The organism is Pseudomonas sp. WP18, assembly GCF_036689585.1.
In the GTDB taxonomy this organism is placed as follows: Bacteria; Pseudomonadota; Gammaproteobacteria; order Pseudomonadales; family Pseudomonadaceae; genus Aquipseudomonas; species Aquipseudomonas chlororaphis_E.
The window spans coordinates 4,347,960-4,362,468 of record NZ_CP144758.1 but is presented as its reverse complement, the minus strand read 5'-3'; the positions used below and the strand labels follow the sequence as shown (position 1 = coordinate 4,362,468).

17 protein-coding genes, 2 tRNA genes and 1 rRNA gene are annotated in these 14,509 nt (G+C 60.4%); 10 read left to right on the top strand and 10 right to left on the bottom strand.

The genetic code is table 11. The features are described from left to right. Positions 1 to 10: 10 nt before the first annotated feature. The 6 genes from V5F23_RS19130 to soxR form a co-directional block, all read right to left on the bottom strand. On the bottom strand, positions 11 to 586 hold the full coding sequence (locus V5F23_RS19130; RefSeq protein ID WP_042729227.1) for a DUF6162 family protein: 576 nt from the start codon (positions 584 to 586) through the stop codon (positions 11 to 13). Continuing rightward, entirely contained in the window at positions 583 to 909 is a 327-nt protein-coding gene (locus V5F23_RS19125; protein ID WP_042729228.1) for a hypothetical protein, read from the bottom strand. Before V5F23_RS19125 ends, V5F23_RS19130 begins: the two co-directional genes overlap by 4 nt. Next, the gene (locus V5F23_RS19120; RefSeq protein ID WP_042729229.1) at positions 906 to 1,451 is read right to left on the bottom strand and encodes a hypothetical protein; all 546 of its coding nucleotides are present in this window, start codon (positions 1,449 to 1,451) and stop codon (positions 906 to 908) included. Before V5F23_RS19120 ends, V5F23_RS19125 begins: the two co-directional genes overlap by 4 nt. Continuing rightward, complete coding sequence (locus tag V5F23_RS19115; protein ID WP_042729230.1) at positions 1,448 to 2,662, bottom strand: PepSY domain-containing protein; 1,215 nt, start codon at positions 2,660 to 2,662, stop codon at positions 1,448 to 1,450. The genes V5F23_RS19120 and V5F23_RS19115 overlap by 4 nt, the downstream gene beginning before the upstream one ends. A gap of 230 nt (positions 2,663 to 2,892) precedes the next feature. Continuing rightward, a complete protein-coding gene (locus V5F23_RS19110) occupies positions 2,893 to 3,351 on the bottom strand; it encodes a VOC family protein (RefSeq protein WP_338473737.1) in 459 nt (152 codons plus the stop codon). Positions 3,352 to 3,453: 102 nt separating this feature from the next. Beyond that, positions 3,454 to 3,906 carry a redox-sensitive transcriptional activator SoxR gene (gene soxR / locus V5F23_RS19105; RefSeq protein ID WP_053146290.1) on the bottom strand — a complete coding sequence of 151 codons (453 nt, stop codon included), beginning with the start codon at positions 3,904 to 3,906 and terminating at the stop codon, positions 3,454 to 3,456. A gap of 97 nt (positions 3,907 to 4,003) precedes the next feature. Here soxR and V5F23_RS19100 point away from each other — a divergent pair, with 97 nt between their 5' ends. The 5 genes from V5F23_RS19100 (at position 4,004) to V5F23_RS19080 (ending at position 8,648) form a co-directional block, all read left to right on the top strand. Continuing rightward, complete coding sequence (locus tag V5F23_RS19100; protein ID WP_338496081.1) at positions 4,004 to 4,363, top strand: antibiotic biosynthesis monooxygenase; 360 nt, start codon at positions 4,004 to 4,006, stop codon at positions 4,361 to 4,363. 116 nt (positions 4,364 to 4,479) lie between these two features. Beyond that, on the top strand, positions 4,480 to 4,746 hold the full coding sequence (locus tag V5F23_RS19095; RefSeq protein ID WP_042729234.1) for a hypothetical protein: 267 nt from the start codon (positions 4,480 to 4,482) through the stop codon (positions 4,744 to 4,746). Between the two features lie 102 nt (positions 4,747 to 4,848). After that, positions 4,849 to 5,463 carry a LysE family translocator gene (locus tag V5F23_RS19090; protein WP_042729235.1) on the top strand — a complete coding sequence of 205 codons (615 nt, stop codon included), beginning with the start codon at positions 4,849 to 4,851 and terminating at the stop codon, positions 5,461 to 5,463. Between the two features lie 160 nt (positions 5,464 to 5,623). Further along, positions 5,624 to 6,790, top strand: a complete 1,167-nt coding sequence (locus V5F23_RS19085) for an aminotransferase class V-fold PLP-dependent enzyme (RefSeq protein WP_338496079.1) — start codon at positions 5,624 to 5,626, stop codon at positions 6,788 to 6,790. A gap of 49 nt (positions 6,791 to 6,839) precedes the next feature. Then, positions 6,840 to 8,648: an aminopeptidase P family protein gene (locus V5F23_RS19080; RefSeq protein ID WP_338496077.1), complete on the top strand. Its 1,809-nt coding sequence runs from the start codon at positions 6,840 to 6,842 to the stop codon at positions 8,646 to 8,648. Between the two features lie 9 nt (positions 8,649 to 8,657). Here V5F23_RS19080 and V5F23_RS19075 read toward each other — a convergent pair whose 3' ends face one another. Continuing rightward, positions 8,658 to 9,248, bottom strand: coding sequence for a 2-hydroxychromene-2-carboxylate isomerase (locus V5F23_RS19075; protein WP_338496076.1), 591 nt, complete (start codon positions 9,246 to 9,248; stop codon positions 8,658 to 8,660). A 33-nt stretch (positions 9,249 to 9,281) separates the two neighbouring features. Then, complete coding sequence (locus V5F23_RS19070; RefSeq protein WP_042729239.1) at positions 9,282 to 10,010, bottom strand: SDR family oxidoreductase; 729 nt, start codon at positions 10,008 to 10,010, stop codon at positions 9,282 to 9,284. An 89-nt stretch (positions 10,011 to 10,099) separates the two neighbouring features. Between V5F23_RS19070 and V5F23_RS19065 the strand changes: the two genes are divergently transcribed. Further along, positions 10,100 to 10,663 carry a TetR/AcrR family transcriptional regulator gene (locus tag V5F23_RS19065; RefSeq protein WP_042729240.1) on the top strand — a complete coding sequence of 188 codons (564 nt, stop codon included), beginning with the start codon at positions 10,100 to 10,102 and terminating at the stop codon, positions 10,661 to 10,663. 5 nt (positions 10,664 to 10,668) lie between these two features. Here the strand turns inward: V5F23_RS19065 and V5F23_RS19060 are convergent, their stop codons facing one another. Continuing rightward, positions 10,669 to 10,950, bottom strand: coding sequence for a hypothetical protein (locus V5F23_RS19060; protein ID WP_042729241.1), 282 nt, complete (start codon positions 10,948 to 10,950; stop codon positions 10,669 to 10,671). 167 nt (positions 10,951 to 11,117) lie between these two features. Beyond that, positions 11,118 to 12,005 carry a threonine/homoserine exporter RhtA gene (gene rhtA / locus V5F23_RS19055; protein ID WP_053146316.1) on the bottom strand — a complete coding sequence of 296 codons (888 nt, stop codon included), beginning with the start codon at positions 12,003 to 12,005 and terminating at the stop codon, positions 11,118 to 11,120. A gap of 201 nt (positions 12,006 to 12,206) precedes the next feature. Between rhtA and V5F23_RS19050 the strand changes: the two genes are divergently transcribed. The 4 genes from V5F23_RS19050 to V5F23_RS19035 all read left to right on the top strand — a co-directional run bounded on the left by V5F23_RS19050 (position 12,207) and on the right by V5F23_RS19035 (position 14,488). After that, positions 12,207 to 12,386, top strand: a complete 180-nt coding sequence (locus V5F23_RS19050; protein ID WP_338496075.1) for a hypothetical protein — start codon at positions 12,207 to 12,209, stop codon at positions 12,384 to 12,386. A 300-nt stretch (positions 12,387 to 12,686) separates the two neighbouring features. Further along, positions 12,687 to 14,223 (top strand): 16S ribosomal RNA (locus V5F23_RS19045). Positions 14,224 to 14,305: 82 nt separating this feature from the next. Further along, a tRNA-Ile gene (locus V5F23_RS19040) sits at positions 14,306 to 14,382 on the top strand. Between the two features lie 30 nt (positions 14,383 to 14,412). After that, a tRNA-Ala gene (locus V5F23_RS19035) sits at positions 14,413 to 14,488 on the top strand. Positions 14,489 to 14,509 lie beyond the last annotated feature (21 nt).

The window sequence follows — 14,509 nt, the reverse complement described above, 5'->3', positions numbered from 1 at the left end:
GGGGCGTGGGTCAGTGCCGGTGCTGGCGGGTCACGCCGGCGTCGAATTGCGCGACGATCTGCTGCCAGCCGGCGGCGGACAGCGCGGCATCGTCCAGTGCAGTAGGCGCCGTGGGGCGATTGCCACGGTTGAGCCAGATGTCCGGTGCAGCGTCGGAAGCTTCGCCGATGCGCATCAGAAACGAACCGGCGACGGCGGGATTGCCGCTCGTACCGAAGTAGGCCCGATCCCCCAGCGACTGCCAGGCGTGGCCGCCGCGGCTGACGGAACTGGCGTCCTGGGCGAACGGGGCAAAGCCTTCATCCGCCAATGCCTGCGGGGTGGGCAGCGAGGGGTGTTCTTCGCGCAACAGGCGAATTTCATCCAGGGTCACTCGCAGGTCCGCATAGAGGCCTTGTTCCGCGGCGCTGAGGTCGCGGCGGGCGTCGAGCTGGTTCGAGGCCAGGACGTGCGTGTCTTCGGCCTTGCGGTGCCATGTCACGACCGACCCGGCCACCAGCACGATGACCAGGCACAACAGCGCGACGTAGAGGGTTTCATGGCCCGCGCCGGCAGGCCGGACGACTTGAGTCGTGGACGGGTTCATGGGGCCTCGATGTCCGCTTGGTCGATTTCCACCACGTGGCCGGGGCCGGCGTCGAAGAGCACATAGAATTCAGCGTTCGGTTTCTTGAAGGTCAGCGTTGAATCCGCCCCCAGCTTGCCCGGAACCAGGATGGTTTCGTCGTAGCCAATGACGTCCAGGGTCACCCCAGGCGCGCCGCTGCCGTCGGAAAAGCCACCGGTGCACTGGATCTGCTCGGCGTCGATGGCCTTGCATTCGCACATCGGGTTGTGGGCCAGGACACTGGAGCTGAAGCCAGCGCAGAACAGCAGCGCCAGGCGCTTGAAACAGGCGCGGGAAGTCATCGTTGGGTTCCTTGGGTGTTCAGCCAGGCGACGGTGGCCGGTGACGCCTGGCTCAGGGGAATGGAAGCCTGGTGCATCGAGCCGTCCCAACCTTCGAGGGTTATCCACAGCTCGGCGTCCGGCTGAGTCTTGGATGGCACCGGCAGCAAGGCGCCCATGCGATAGGGCGAGCCGAAGAAAATCACCCCGGCGGCCCGCAGGCTGCGAGGCTTGCCGATGCGCAGGTAGGTGGCCTTGACCTGGCCGATGCAACGTTGGCACAGGGCCGCGTTGAAATGCTTCATGGGCCCGGCTGGGCCCTCCTGGCGTGGCGCTTCATTGCGAAACTCGGCCAGGCGCAGGCTCCAGGGCCCGACCTGGATTTCACCGACGTCCCGTTGACCCAGCCCCTCGTCGCCACGGAACAACGCCGCTTCGGAGAAATACTTGGGCATGAATCCCAGGGGAATCAGCAACAGCAGTACGTTGAGGTGAAAGCGCCATTTACGCCAGATCAGGTTCAGGCGTGACGGTGTCGATGGGTGGGTAGTGGACTGGCTCACAGGCTGCCCTCCGATGATTCACTGCCCATGGACGGCTGCAGTGACCGTGCAGCCCGTGCTCCTCGGCTGGGCTTCTGGCTGCGCTTGAAGGCGTTGGCGGTGGCGAGGGCCGTGCGCTTGGTCCAGATCAGCAACCCACTGAGCACCATCATGCTCAGGATCAGGCCGAAGAAGAACCAGATCAGCTTGATCCACAGCCCGCCGAAATCCCCTGTATGCAACGGCCGCATGGATTCGGTGACGAACTCCAGGGTGGTGCGGTCCGACAGCAGCCGCAAGGCCGCCACGTCACCGTCGTAGGGGTTGAGCGTGGCGGTCTGGAACATCAGCGGGTACCAGCCGCGTCCACTGATTTCCAGATGGCTGTAGGCATTGCCGGGCAGGTTGATGAAGCTCGCTTCCAAGCCGGGGATTCGCTGCTGGGCAATTTCAAGGGCCCGGTCCAGGTTCAACAGGGGCGGTGCCGTGCCGTCGGCCGACAGAGGCACGCTTTCCCGGGCGACCACCGGCAGCACGGGCTCGCTGGAAATGGAAATCTGGTTGTCGAACAGCAAGGCCTGGATCAGGAACCAGGTACCGGTGATGGAAATGACCGCGATGAACCAGATCGACCAGATGCCACTGAGGCGGTGGAAGTCGCCCCAGAAAATCCGCGCGCCGTGGCGAATGCGCAGGGTTGGACGAAAAAAGCCTTTCCAGAAGCGCTTGTAGACCACCAGCCCGGTGACCAGGGACGCCAGCAGCGGCAGGCCGAGGAACGACACCAGGTACCAGCCCCAGCTGAAACCGTTGGTGAACGGGACCAGCCACCAGCCGTGCAGGGCGCGGGTGAACGCCTGGAAGTTGAACGTCGGCGCCGAGCCCTGGATGACGCCGCTGTAGGGGTTGACGTAGACCGTGTCGGGACGGCCATCAGGGTAGGTGACCCGGACCTCCAGGGCGAAATGCGATTCATCCGGGCGGGTGATGCTCTGCACCTGGGTAAGCGGTTGGGCTTGCCTGATCGCCGCGACCACCTGCTCGTAGCCGAGCAGCGGTGCATCGTCTGTCGGCTTGCTGGCGCGCATCTCCGGGTTGGCCAGCCAGACGATCTCCTGGCTGACCACGGCAAGAGTGCCGGTGACACACACGATGAGGACGAAAAACCAGATGGGCAATGCCAGCCAGCTATGGACCAGGAACCAGAGTTTGGAGCGGGACTTCTTGGACATGATTGAACGTCTTGATTCGATGAAAGGCTCTGTATTACGGGCTTCGCAACACGGTGAACCCTGGACGGGCGGGCCGTGGCTTTTGCCGACGCGGCCCGCTGCATCTAATTAAGACGAACGAGAAACTGAAATCCCGAAGGGAAAGATGAAAGAAAATGTTTCGCAATCAGTTTTAGTCCTGTCCGTGGGGAGCGAGCAGGTTTGCTCCCACAGCGGATAAGGGCTTCAGGTCAGCCTGATTGGAACATCTCCCGGGCCCGTTGCTCGATCTGTTCCTGGGTCAGGTCCTCCTTGTGCGTTGCCAGGAACCACACATGCCCATAGGGATCCTTCAGGCTGCCGGTGCGATCCCCATAAAACTGGTCTTTCACCTCCGAGATCACCGTACCGCCCGCGTCGATGGCCTGGGCAAATGCACTGTCCACGTCCTCGACGTACAGGTGCAGGCCCACCGAGGGCGATGCGTCCGGATTGCGCAGCGGGCCTTGGTCGCAAGGCGTACCGAGCATGATCGGGAAGTCGTTGATCCGCAGTTCGGCGTGTCCGACGCTGCCATCGGGCATCGGCAGGCGCATGACCTCGGTGGCGTTGAAGGCCTTTTTATAGAACTCGATGGCTTCGGCCGCTTTTTGAATGCCCAGGTAGGGCGTGATGCAATGGAAACCTTCAGGAATGGCTTTGGCACCCATGACGTTTCTCCTTGTGGGGTAGGGCGAAGAGCACCTTCGCTGGCTGGCGCCCATCCACTATAGGACAGCGTTCTGGCACCTGGTCGCGCGCCGACGAACGTCTCACGGTGCGTCCAGCAGATGAGCGCCCGGTCCGCGCTTGCCCAGCACATCGCCCTGGTTGCGCAGGGGGCAATGCTCCATCGACAGGCAGCCGCAGCCGATGCAGCCGTTGAGCCGGTCGCGCAGTGCCACTAGCTGGTTGATGCGCTCATCCAGCGCCTGGCCCCATTGCGCCGAGAGGCGTTGCCAGTCAGTCGCCGTGGGCGCGCGGCTGTCCGGGAGGTTTTTCAAGGCCTCGCCAATTTCCGCCAAGGGAATGCCCAGGCTCTGGGCAACCTTGATCAGCGCCACGCGGCGCAACACTTCGCGCGGGTAACGCCGTTGGTTGCCCGAATTGCGCGTGCTGTTGATCAAGCCCTTGGCTTCATAGAAGTGCAGGGCGGTGACCGCCACGCCGCTGCGGGCGGCGACTTGGCCGACGGTGAGTTCCTTGTGGACATCGATCGGTTTCATTGGCCTGAATTTCTCGCTTGACCTTGACTTAACTAGAGGTTTTACCCTGCAGGCCTTCGGATCTCAAGATCCGCCTTACACAAATCGGGGACCTTTCATGCAGATGCCAAGGAACAATCGCAGTTTCACCCAGCTGATGGAGTTCAACATCGAACCTCAATGGCAGCAAGCCTTGGTCTCGGCGCTGTCGGAGCAGACCGAGCGCCTGGCCCGTGACCATGAGGGATTGCTGAGCGCCAGCATCCAGGCCAGCGAAGACGGTCGGCGAGTACTCAACTATTTGCAGTGGCAAACCCGTGAGGCGGGCGAAGCAGCGCTTCGTAGTGTCGAAGCCGGCGAGCAGGACTTCTGGCGGTTGGTGCACCGGGCCAAGGCCGTCACGTTCGGCTCATTCGAGGTGCTGTGCAACATCGAGCGCAGCCTCGATAACGCCTTGCATTGCCAGTTGGTCGATTAAGCGCAACGGTCGATTCGAGGACGCGATACCCACTATCGAGAGGGTTGATTTCTGCCCGGCAGGGCCCGCGAGTAGCCTTTGTTCATCGCCCAACTCCAGAACACCGGACACTTGCCATGAACCGTACCCTTGCCGTTTTGCTGCTGTTGACTGCCACCGTATTGAGCGGTTGCGCCACCTCGTCGCCGGAGCTGCGTCCCTACAGTGCCGATGAAACCCGCGAGCTGGCCCTTGAGGCCTTGAATCGCCGCGGCCTTTCGTTCGAGGAATACCACGCGAAGAAAACCGAGTTGCTCGGCACCGCGCAAAAGAATGTCGGCTTCGACGACCAGGGCGAGATGAGCGCCGAACTGGGTGTGCAGACACCTGGCCGCTCAAGCTGAGGGACTGTACTGCTCGAAGTTTTGCCCAACTGTCCATGGGTTTGCGCCAGGACGTGGGGTAGGGTCATGGCTTGACTGACCGCCCCGATGGACTGACTTCACATGACCCTCTCGCTCGACCTCTTGCTGGGCTTCGCCCTGTTTGCCCTGGTGACCTCGATCACGCCGGGTCCCAACAACACCATGCTGTTGGCCTCGGGTGTCAATTTCGGTTTCAACCGCACTATTCCTCACATGCTAGGCATCACCTGCGGCTTCTTTTCCCTGGTGCTGGCGGTAGGCCTTGGCCTGGGCGCGGTGTTCCAGGCATACCCGTTGCTCTATACCGCATTGCGCTACATCGGGGCGGCGTACCTGTTGTACCTGGCGTGGAAAATCGCCCACTCCGGCCCGGTATCGGACAGCCAGCCGGGAGCGCACACGCCCATCAGCTACTGGGGGGCGGCGGCCTTCCAGTGGGTCAACCCGAAGGCCTGGATCATGGCCATCGGTGCCATCAGCACGTACACCCCTTTGCAGGGCTATTTCTTCAATGTGGTGGTGATCGCCGCGGTGTTTGCCCTGATCAACCTGCCGAGCGTGAGCCTCTGGGTGGTTTGCGGCAGCCTGTTGCGCAACCTCTTGCGTGATCGTCGCTGGCTGCGCCTGTTCAACTGGGGCATGGCGCTGTTGCTGGTCGCTTCGTTGTATCCGCTGTTGCTCGAAAGCATCAGTTGAGGGCTGAGCTTCGACGCGATGCCTGCTAAGCTCGCTGTTCAGGAGCGTTCCTACGCACTTTTAAACGAAGTCCGACTTCTTTAAGGTCTTTGATCAGGTATTGCTAGTCTCGAACCCCAACGAGGGCGCCTGATCCCGGAGCAGGCTCTGCGAGTTTCCCATGAAAAAACGTCCGCTATATTTCGATTACGCCGCCACCACGCCGGTGGATGAGCGGGTCATACAGGTCATGGTCCAGTGCCTTGGCTTTGACGGCAACTTCGGCAACCCGGCTTCCAGTTCCCATGCTTTCGGCCAGGAGGCCCGTCTCTCGGTCGATCGGGCCCGCCAGCAAGTGGCGCATCTGGTGGGCGCCCAGCCCGAGCAGATCGTCTGGACTTCCGGCGCTACCGAATCCAACAACCTGGCCCTCAAGGGCGTTGCCCAGGCCCGCGCCGGGGGCGGTGGCCATGTCATCACCAGCCTGATCGAGCACAAGGCGATCCTCGACACGGCAAGACAGCTCGAGGAAAGCGGCGTCGAGGTCACATGGCTGGCGCCGGACGCCGAGGGGCTGATCAGCCCCCAGGCGGTTCGCGACGCTCTGCGTGAAGACACGTTCCTGGTGTCGCTGATGCTGGTGAACAACGAGTTGGGCACCGTCAATGATGTCGTGGCCACGGGCGAGATCGTGCGTGAGCACGGTGCGCTGTTTCATGTCGACGCCGCCCAGGGCGCCGGCAAGGTGAAGATCGACCTGGCCCGCTGGCCGGTGGACCTGATGTCGTTTTCCGCCCATAAAATCTATGGCCCCAAGGGGATTGGTGCGCTGTACGTCGGCGACCGTGCCCGGCCGCGGCTGGCGGCGCAGATTCACGGTGGCGGGCACGAGGGCGGCCTGCGTTCCGGGACCCTGGCGACCCATCAGATCGCTGCCATGGGCGCCGCGTTCGAACTGGCCGCCCAGGCGTTTGATGAAGAGCTGGCCAAGATCGCCCGGTTGCGCAATCGTTTGCTGGAGCCGCTGCTGGCCTTGCCCGGGGTTTGTATCAACGGCAGCGCGACCCGGCGAATTCCCCACACATTAAGCCTCACGTTCAATGAAGGGACGTTCGACCCAGCGACCCTGGGTGCGTCGATTGCCTTTTCCGCGACCTCGGCCTGCAACTCGGCGCATAACACGCCGTCCCACGTGCTGCTGGCCTTGGGGCATGATGCACGCGCGGCGGGACGCACCGTCCGTCTGAGCCTGGGGCGTTTTACCACCGAGCAGGACATCGATGAAGCGGTACGGCTGATCAAGGCTGCATGCGCGACGGCGCCGGCGTTTTGGGCCACCACCCCATGAGCCGAGCGTCTTCGGCAGCGAACAACAACATTAATGAGCAGGAGAAACGATGAGCACCGAGCCTTTGACCCACGGACTGGTTCCCCAGCGCCTGGCCCGACTTCGCCAACGGATGAATCAGCAGGGTATCCATGCGCTGTTGGTGCCATCGGCCGACCCGCATCTGTCGGAATACCTGCCGGGTTACTGGCAGGGGCGGCAGTGGTTGTCGGGGTTCCATGGCTCGGTGGGCACGTTGATCGTGACCGCCGGTTTTGCCGGCGTCTGGGCCGACAGTCGGTACTGGGAACAGGCCACCCATGAGCTGGAAGGCAGCGGTATCGAGCTGGTCAAGCTGATCCCGGGCCAGCCCGGCCCCCTGGATTGGCTCGCCGAGCAAACGCCCAAGGGTGGGGTCGTGGCGGTGGACGGTGCGGTGATGGCCGTGGCTTCGGCCCGGACCCTGAGCGGCAAGTTGGCGGAACGAGGTGCGCGGTTGCGTACGGACATCGACCTGCTTGACGAAATCTGGACCGATCGCCCGAGCCTGCCCAATCAACCGGTCTACGCGCATTTGCCTCCCCAGGCGACGGTCAGCCGGGTCGAGAAACTCGCCAAGTTGCGCGAGGCCCTCAAGGAACGTGGGGCCGACTGGCATTTCATCGCCACGCTGGACGACATCGCCTGGCTGTTCAACCTGCGCGGCGCCGATGTGTCGTTCAACCCGGTGTTCGTCTCGTTTGCCTTGATCAATCAGCAGCAGGCCACGTTGTTCGTGGTCCTGGACAAAGTGGATGCAGCGCTGCGTGCCGTGCTTGAACAGGACGGGGTGTGCCTGCGTGACTACAACGAAGCGGCCCCTGCATTGCGTGAAGTGCCAGGCGGGGCGAGCCTGCTGGTCGATCCGGCGCGGGTCACGGTCGGGCTTTTGGATAACCTGGGCAGCGATGTAACGCTGGTCGAAGGTCTCAACCCAACGACGTTGGCCAAGTCCCGCAAGAGCCTGGCTGACGCCGAGCACATCCGCAAGGCCATGGAGCAGGACGGCGCGGCGCTCTGCGAGTTCTTTGCCTGGCTGGAAACGGCGTGGGGCCGCGAGCGCATTACCGAGCTGACCATCGATGAACACCTGACTGCCGCCCGCACACGCCGGCCGGATTATGTGTCGCTGAGCTTCAATACCATCGCCGCGTTCAATGCCAACGGCGCGATGCCGCATTACCACGCCACACCAGAGGCTCATGCGGTCATCGAAGGTGATGGCCTGTTGCTGATTGACTCCGGCGGACAGTACCTCGGCGGCACCACGGACATCACGCGCATGGTGCCGGTCGGAACACCCACCGCCGAACAGAAGCGCGATTGCACGCGTGTGCTCAAGGGCGTGATCGCCTTGTCCCGGGCCAGGTTTCCGCGGGGCATCCTGTCGCCGTTGCTGGATGCCATCGCCCGCGCGCCGATCTGGGCCGAACAGGTGGATTACGGTCACGGCACCGGTCACGGGGTAGGGTACTTCCTCAACGTCCACGAAGGTCCGCAGGTGATTGCCTACCAGGCCGCGGCCACGCCGCAAACGGCGATGCAGCCGGGCATGATCACTTCCATCGAACCGGGAACCTATCGTCCCGGTCGTTGGGGCGTGCGCATCGAGAACCTGGCGTTGAACCGCGAGGCGGGCAGCAGCGAGTTCGGTGAGTTCCTCGAATTCGAAACCCTGACCCTGTGCCCGATCGACACTCGCTGCCTGGAACCATCGTTGCTGACCCAGGAAGAAAAGGACTGGTTCAACGCTTACCACGCCGAGGTTCAGCGTCGGTTGAGCCCATTGCTGGACGGGGCGGCGCTGCAATGGCTGAACGAGCGGACGGTGGCCATCTGACCGGCAGGATCAGGCCAGGGCTTCACGGACGAAGTCCAGCCGATCCTGGCCGAAGTAGAGCTCGTCGTCGACAAACATGCTTGGGGCGCCAAACACGCCCCGTTCAATGGCGGCTTCGGTGGCCGTCTTGAGCGCCTGCTTGACCTGATCGTTGGCGGTCAGGGCCAGCACGTACTCAGGATCGAAACCGCCTTCTTCCAACAGCGCCGCCACCGTCGCCTGGTCGTTGAGGTTGCGCGCCTCCACCCACAAGGCGCGGAACAGGCAATCGAGGAAGGCTTCGAAGCGCTCGGGCCGGTGCAATTGCATGCCGGTGACGGCGCGCATCAGCAGCAACGTATTGATCGGGAAGTAGGGGTTGAGCCTGAAGGGGACGCCGTAACGGTCGGCGAAGCGTTTCAAATCCTTGAACAGGTAAGGGCCCTTGGCCGGTATGGTCACCGGGGACGCGTTGCCAGTGGCCTTGAACACCCCACCCAATAGCATCGGGCGATAGATCAACTGGCTACCGGTCTCTGCACACAGCGTTGGCAGTTGGGTATAGGCCAGGTACGTGGTCGGGCTGCCGAGATCGAAGTAGAACTCCACCGATTTGCTCATGGCGCTGCTCTCTTGTTATTTGTACGGGAGGGTTTACCAGCGTTCGTTCCAGGGGCGAAGGTCCAGTTCGAAGGTCCAGGCGTCACGGGGTTGGCTGTGCAAATACCAATAGTTGTCGGCAATGTGCTCGGGGTCCAGGATGCCGTCCTGATCCTTGGTCGCGTATTTCTCCGGGAAATTATCGCGAATGAAGTCGGTGTCGATGGCACCGTCCACCACCACATGGGCCACGTGGATGTTCATCGGACCCAGCTCACGTGCCATGCTCTGGGCCAGCGCCCGAATGCCATGCTTGGCCCCGGCGAACGCGGCAAACCCTGAAGCGCCGCGCAGCCCTGCCGTTGCGCCGGTGAACAGAATCGTTCCGCGCTGACGCGTGACCATACGCTTGGCCACTTCCCGTGCATTGAGGAAGCCTGAAAAGCAGGCCATTTCCCAGATCTTAAAGTACTTGCGGGCGGTCTCTTCGAGGATGCTGCAAGGGACGTTGGCGCCGATGTTGAACACGAAGGCTTCGATCGGGCCGATCTGCTGCTCGATCTGTTCGACCAGCGCGATGACATCGTCTTCTTTGCGTGCATCACAGGCGAAGCCATGGGCTTCACCGCCCAGGGCGCGGATCCCTTCCACCAACGGTTCGAGCTTGTCGGCGCTGCGGCGGGTGACGCAGGCGATAAAACCTTCCTGCGCGAAACGCCGGGCAATCGCTCCACCCGTTGCATCGCCCGCGCCCACGACCAGTACGACCTTGTTGTTATTCATGATTAGCCTCATTGGTAAACGATCGTTAGCTAAACGGACGTTATGCTAAGATCCGGCAAGCGTCAAGACAGGCAATCAGGGGCAGGACCATGCGTTATTCAGCCAATCACAAGATGGAAACCCGAGAGAAGCTGCTCGCCAGCAGCGCCGCGTCCGCCAAGACATTGGGGTTCTCCACGGTGGGGGTCGATGGCCTGATGAAAGCGATCGGCTTGAGCGGCGGGGCGTTCTACAGCCACTTCTCATCCAAGGATGAGCTTTTCAAGGCCATCGTCGAGCGTGAGCTGGCCCAGAGCCTGGATCGCCTGAGTGGCGAAGGGGCCATGGACCAGGCGAAGCTGGCGCGCTGTCTCAAGCAGTACCTGAGCATGAGCCACGTCGAACAACCCGAGGTGGGCTGTGCGTTACCCGTGCTGGGCGCCGAGATTGCGCGATCGGATGAGCAGGTGAGAGACGTGGCGCAAACGTGGGTTTGTCGCTTGCATGAAAGCTGGGCGCGGGTGTTGGGCAGTGAAGCCCTGGCCTGGGCCATCCTGTCCCAATGCGTGGGGGCGATGGTTGTTGCGCGGATGATGGCCGCACCTGAGGTCCAGCAGGAGGTCCTCGAGTCCAGCCGTGCCGAAATTACTCTTCGGCTGGCCGGGCTCGACTGACGTGCTTACTTGCAGATCACGATCATGCTACGGCTGGTGTAGCCGGCGGGGTTGAGCCCGAAGGGATAGTCACCGGGTTCTTCCACGGCATCACCCGACTTGGCGATGACCTTGTAGCCCTTGGGGGCACAGGAATTGGCAGCACTGGCAGCGCATTGATCCCAGGAAGAGGAAAGGCCGGAGCAATTGATGTGCAGGCCTTTTTTACCGCGCTTGACTTCGGTTTTCGTCGTCGCCGCGCAGCCAGCAACGGCCAATACGGCGATCAGTATCAAAATTCGTTTCATTCCCGTCCTTAACACCGTCGTGGGTCTTATGCCTGCGTACGGTTGCGTTCGCTTGCGCTTGAAGCGTTCATGACGTCCTGTATGAAAAATCCATGTCTGACATTGGGTTACGGACCTAAACATGGCCTAAATGCGCGGCAAATGCCAGACCTTCGTTAAATCCTGCTTCAATCCGCCGCGACGGCTGGCGTTGCCTTGCTGTCCATGGTCAGTGTTGCGCCGACCGACGCCAGAATGATGCAGGCAATGGCGGACCATTGTGCCAAGGACAAGAACTCCTGGAGAAAAATGAAACCGGACATGGCTGCGATCGCGGGTTCAATGCTCATCAGGGTGCCGAAGGTACGGGCCGGCATGCGGGTCATTGCGACCATCTCGAGGGTGTAGGGTAGGGCGGTGGACAGTACGGCCACGCCGATGGCGACAGGGATCAGGCTCGGTGTCAGCAATGCAGCGCCCGCGTGGACGATGCCGATCGGTGCGACGAACAGAGCCGCGATCACCACACCGAGTGCGGCGGTTTGCACGCCATGGTCGGCACCGGCCTTCTGGCCGAACAGAATGTACAGCGCCCAGCAGACGCCCGCGCCCAATGCGTAACCGGCACCAACCAGGTCGATGCCGGCGCTGGAGGCGCCTGTAGGTATCAACAGCAGCAGGCCGATCACTGCCAGGGCAATCCAGAGGAAGTCGATTGCCCGGCGCGACGCGTAGATCGCCACGGCCAGGGGGCCGGTGAACTCCAGCGCCACGGCGATTCCCAGGGGAACCGTACGCACCGACATATAAAACAGAAAATTCATGCCGCCCAGTGCCATCCCGTAGACGATCACCGTGCGCAGGGACTGCACGGTGAGCTTGGCGCGCCAGGGGCGCAGCAATATAAGCATGATGATGCTGGCGAAGATGAGGCGCAGTGTCGTGGTTCCTTGTGCACCCACGATCGGGAACATGCTTTTGGCCAGGGAGGCGCCGGACTGGATGGAGGCCATGGCTACTAATAGAAGGGCAACCGGGAACAAGGTGGTTACCAGGCTGCGAGAAGGGGGAGTCATTACTAACGGTCGTCCAAAGATAAAGGCAGGAAGGCAGATTTGAGCAGTATATTGCGCATTCGAAAGCCTTCCGTCTATATACGGACGTGAATTTAGAAGAACGGCTTGCGTGTTGATAGAAAAGTTAAATTAAGTGTTGACGGCAGATTCCAGACGTCTATAATTCGCCCCACTTCCGGCGCAGTCGAAACGGAAAACTCCTTGGGTTTCAATGAGTTAAACGATTTTAGGCAGTGCAGGGCTTCAGTTCATCGAAGTCCGGAAGCCGTGGATAAGGCGCTGTCGTTTGGCTTTATCAACGGTTCGATCCTCTCGATCGAAAGCGGTGAAAAAGAGGTGTTGACAGCAGCGAACAACGCTGTAGAATTCGCCTCCCGCTAACGAGAGATCGAAAGCGCAAGTGGTTGAAGTTGTTAGTGTTTCCCACGGGAAACTTTGAAAAACTTCTTAAATAACCGCTTGACAGCAACACCAGGCGCTGTAGAATGCGCGCCTCGGTTGAGACGAAAGAATCAACCACCGCTCTTTAACAACTGAATCAAGCAATTCGTGTGGGTGCTTGTGGAGTCAGACTGCTAGTCAACAGATTATCAGCATCACAAGTTACTCCGCGAGAAATCAAAGATGTAACCAACGATTGCTGAGCCAAGTTTAGGGTTTTCTCAAAACCCAAAGATGTTTGAACTGAAGAGTTTGATCATGGCTCAGATTGAACGCTGGCGGCAGGCCTAACACATGCAAGTCGAGCGGTAGAGAGGTGCTTGCACCTCTTGAGAGCGGCGGACGGGTGAGTAATGCCTAGGAATCTGCCTGGTAGTGGGGGATAACGTTCGGAAACGAACGCTAATACCGCATACGTCCTACGGGAGAAAGCAGGGGACCTTCGGGCCTTGCGCTATCAGATGAGCCTAGGTCGGATTAGCTAGTTGGTGAGGTAATGGCTCACCAAGGCGACGATCCGTAACTGGTCTGAGAGGATGATCAGTCACACTGGAACTGAGACACGGTCCAGACTCCTACGGGAGGCAGCAGTGGGGAATATTGGACAATGGGCGAAAGCCTGATCCAGCCATGCCGCGTGTGTGAAGAAGGTCTTCGGATTGTAAAGCACTTTAAGTTGGGAGGAAGGGTTGTAGATTAATACTCTGCAATTTTGACGTTACCGACAGAATAAGCACCGGCTAACTCTGTGCCAGCAGCCGCGGTAATACAGAGGGTGCAAGCGTTAATCGGAATTACTGGGCGTAAAGCGCGCGTAGGTGGTTCGTTAAGTTGGATGTGAAAGCCCCGGGCTCAACCTGGGAACTGCATTCAAAACTGTCGAGCTAGAGTATGGTAGAGGGTGGTGGAATTTCCTGTGTAGCGGTGAAATGCGTAGATATAGGAAGGAACACCAGTGGCGAAGGCGACCACCTGGACTGATACTGACACTGAGGTGCGAAAGCGTGGGGAGCAAACAGGATTAGATACCCTGGTAGTCCACGCCGTAAACGATGTCAACTAGCCGTTGGGAGCCTTGAGCTCTTAGTGGCGCAGCTAACGCATTAAGTTGACCGCCTGGGGAGTACGGCCGCAAGGTTAAAACTCAAATGAATTGACGGGGGCCCGCACAAGCGGTGGAGCATGTGGTTTAATTCGAAGCAACGCGAAGAACCTTACCAGGCCTTGACATCCAATGAACTTTCCAGAGATGGATTGGTGCCTTCGGGAGCATTGAGACAGGTGCTGCATGGCTGTCGTCAGCTCGTGTCGTGAGATGTTGGGTTAAGTCCCGTAACGAGCGCAACCCTTGTCCTTAGTTACCAGCACGTTATGGTGGGCACTCTAAGGAGACTGCCGGTGACAAACCGGAGGAAGGTGGGGATGACGTCAAGTCATCATGGCCCTTACGGCCTGGGCTACACACGTGCTACAATGGTCGGTACAGAGGGTTGCCAAGCCGCGAGGTGGAGCTAATCCCATAAAACCGATCGTAGTCCGGATCGCAGTCTGCAACTCGACTGCGTGAAGTCGGAATCGCTAGTAATCGCGAATCAGAATGTCGCGGTGAATACGTTCCCGGGCCTTGTACACACCGCCCGTCACACCATGGGAGTGGGTTGCACCAGAAGTAGCTAGTCTAACCTTCGGGGGGACGGTTACCACGGTGTGATTCATGACTGGGGTGAAGTCGTAACAAGGTAGCCGTAGGGGAACCTGCGGCTGGATCACCTCCTTAATCGACGACAGCAGCGGCTCCATGAGCTCCCACACGAATTGCTTGATTCATTGAAGAAGACGATTAGAAGCAGCCCGAAATTGGGTCTGTAGCTCAGTTGGTTAGAGCGCACCCCTGATAAGGGTGAGGTCGGCAGTTCGAATCTGCCCAGACCCACCAATTTTGTGTGGGAAACGCCTGTAGAAATACGGGGCCATAGCTCAGCTGGGAGAGCGCCTGCCTTGCACGCAGGAGGTCAGCGGTTCGATCCCGCTTGGCTCCACCACTACTGCTTCTGAGACTGAAA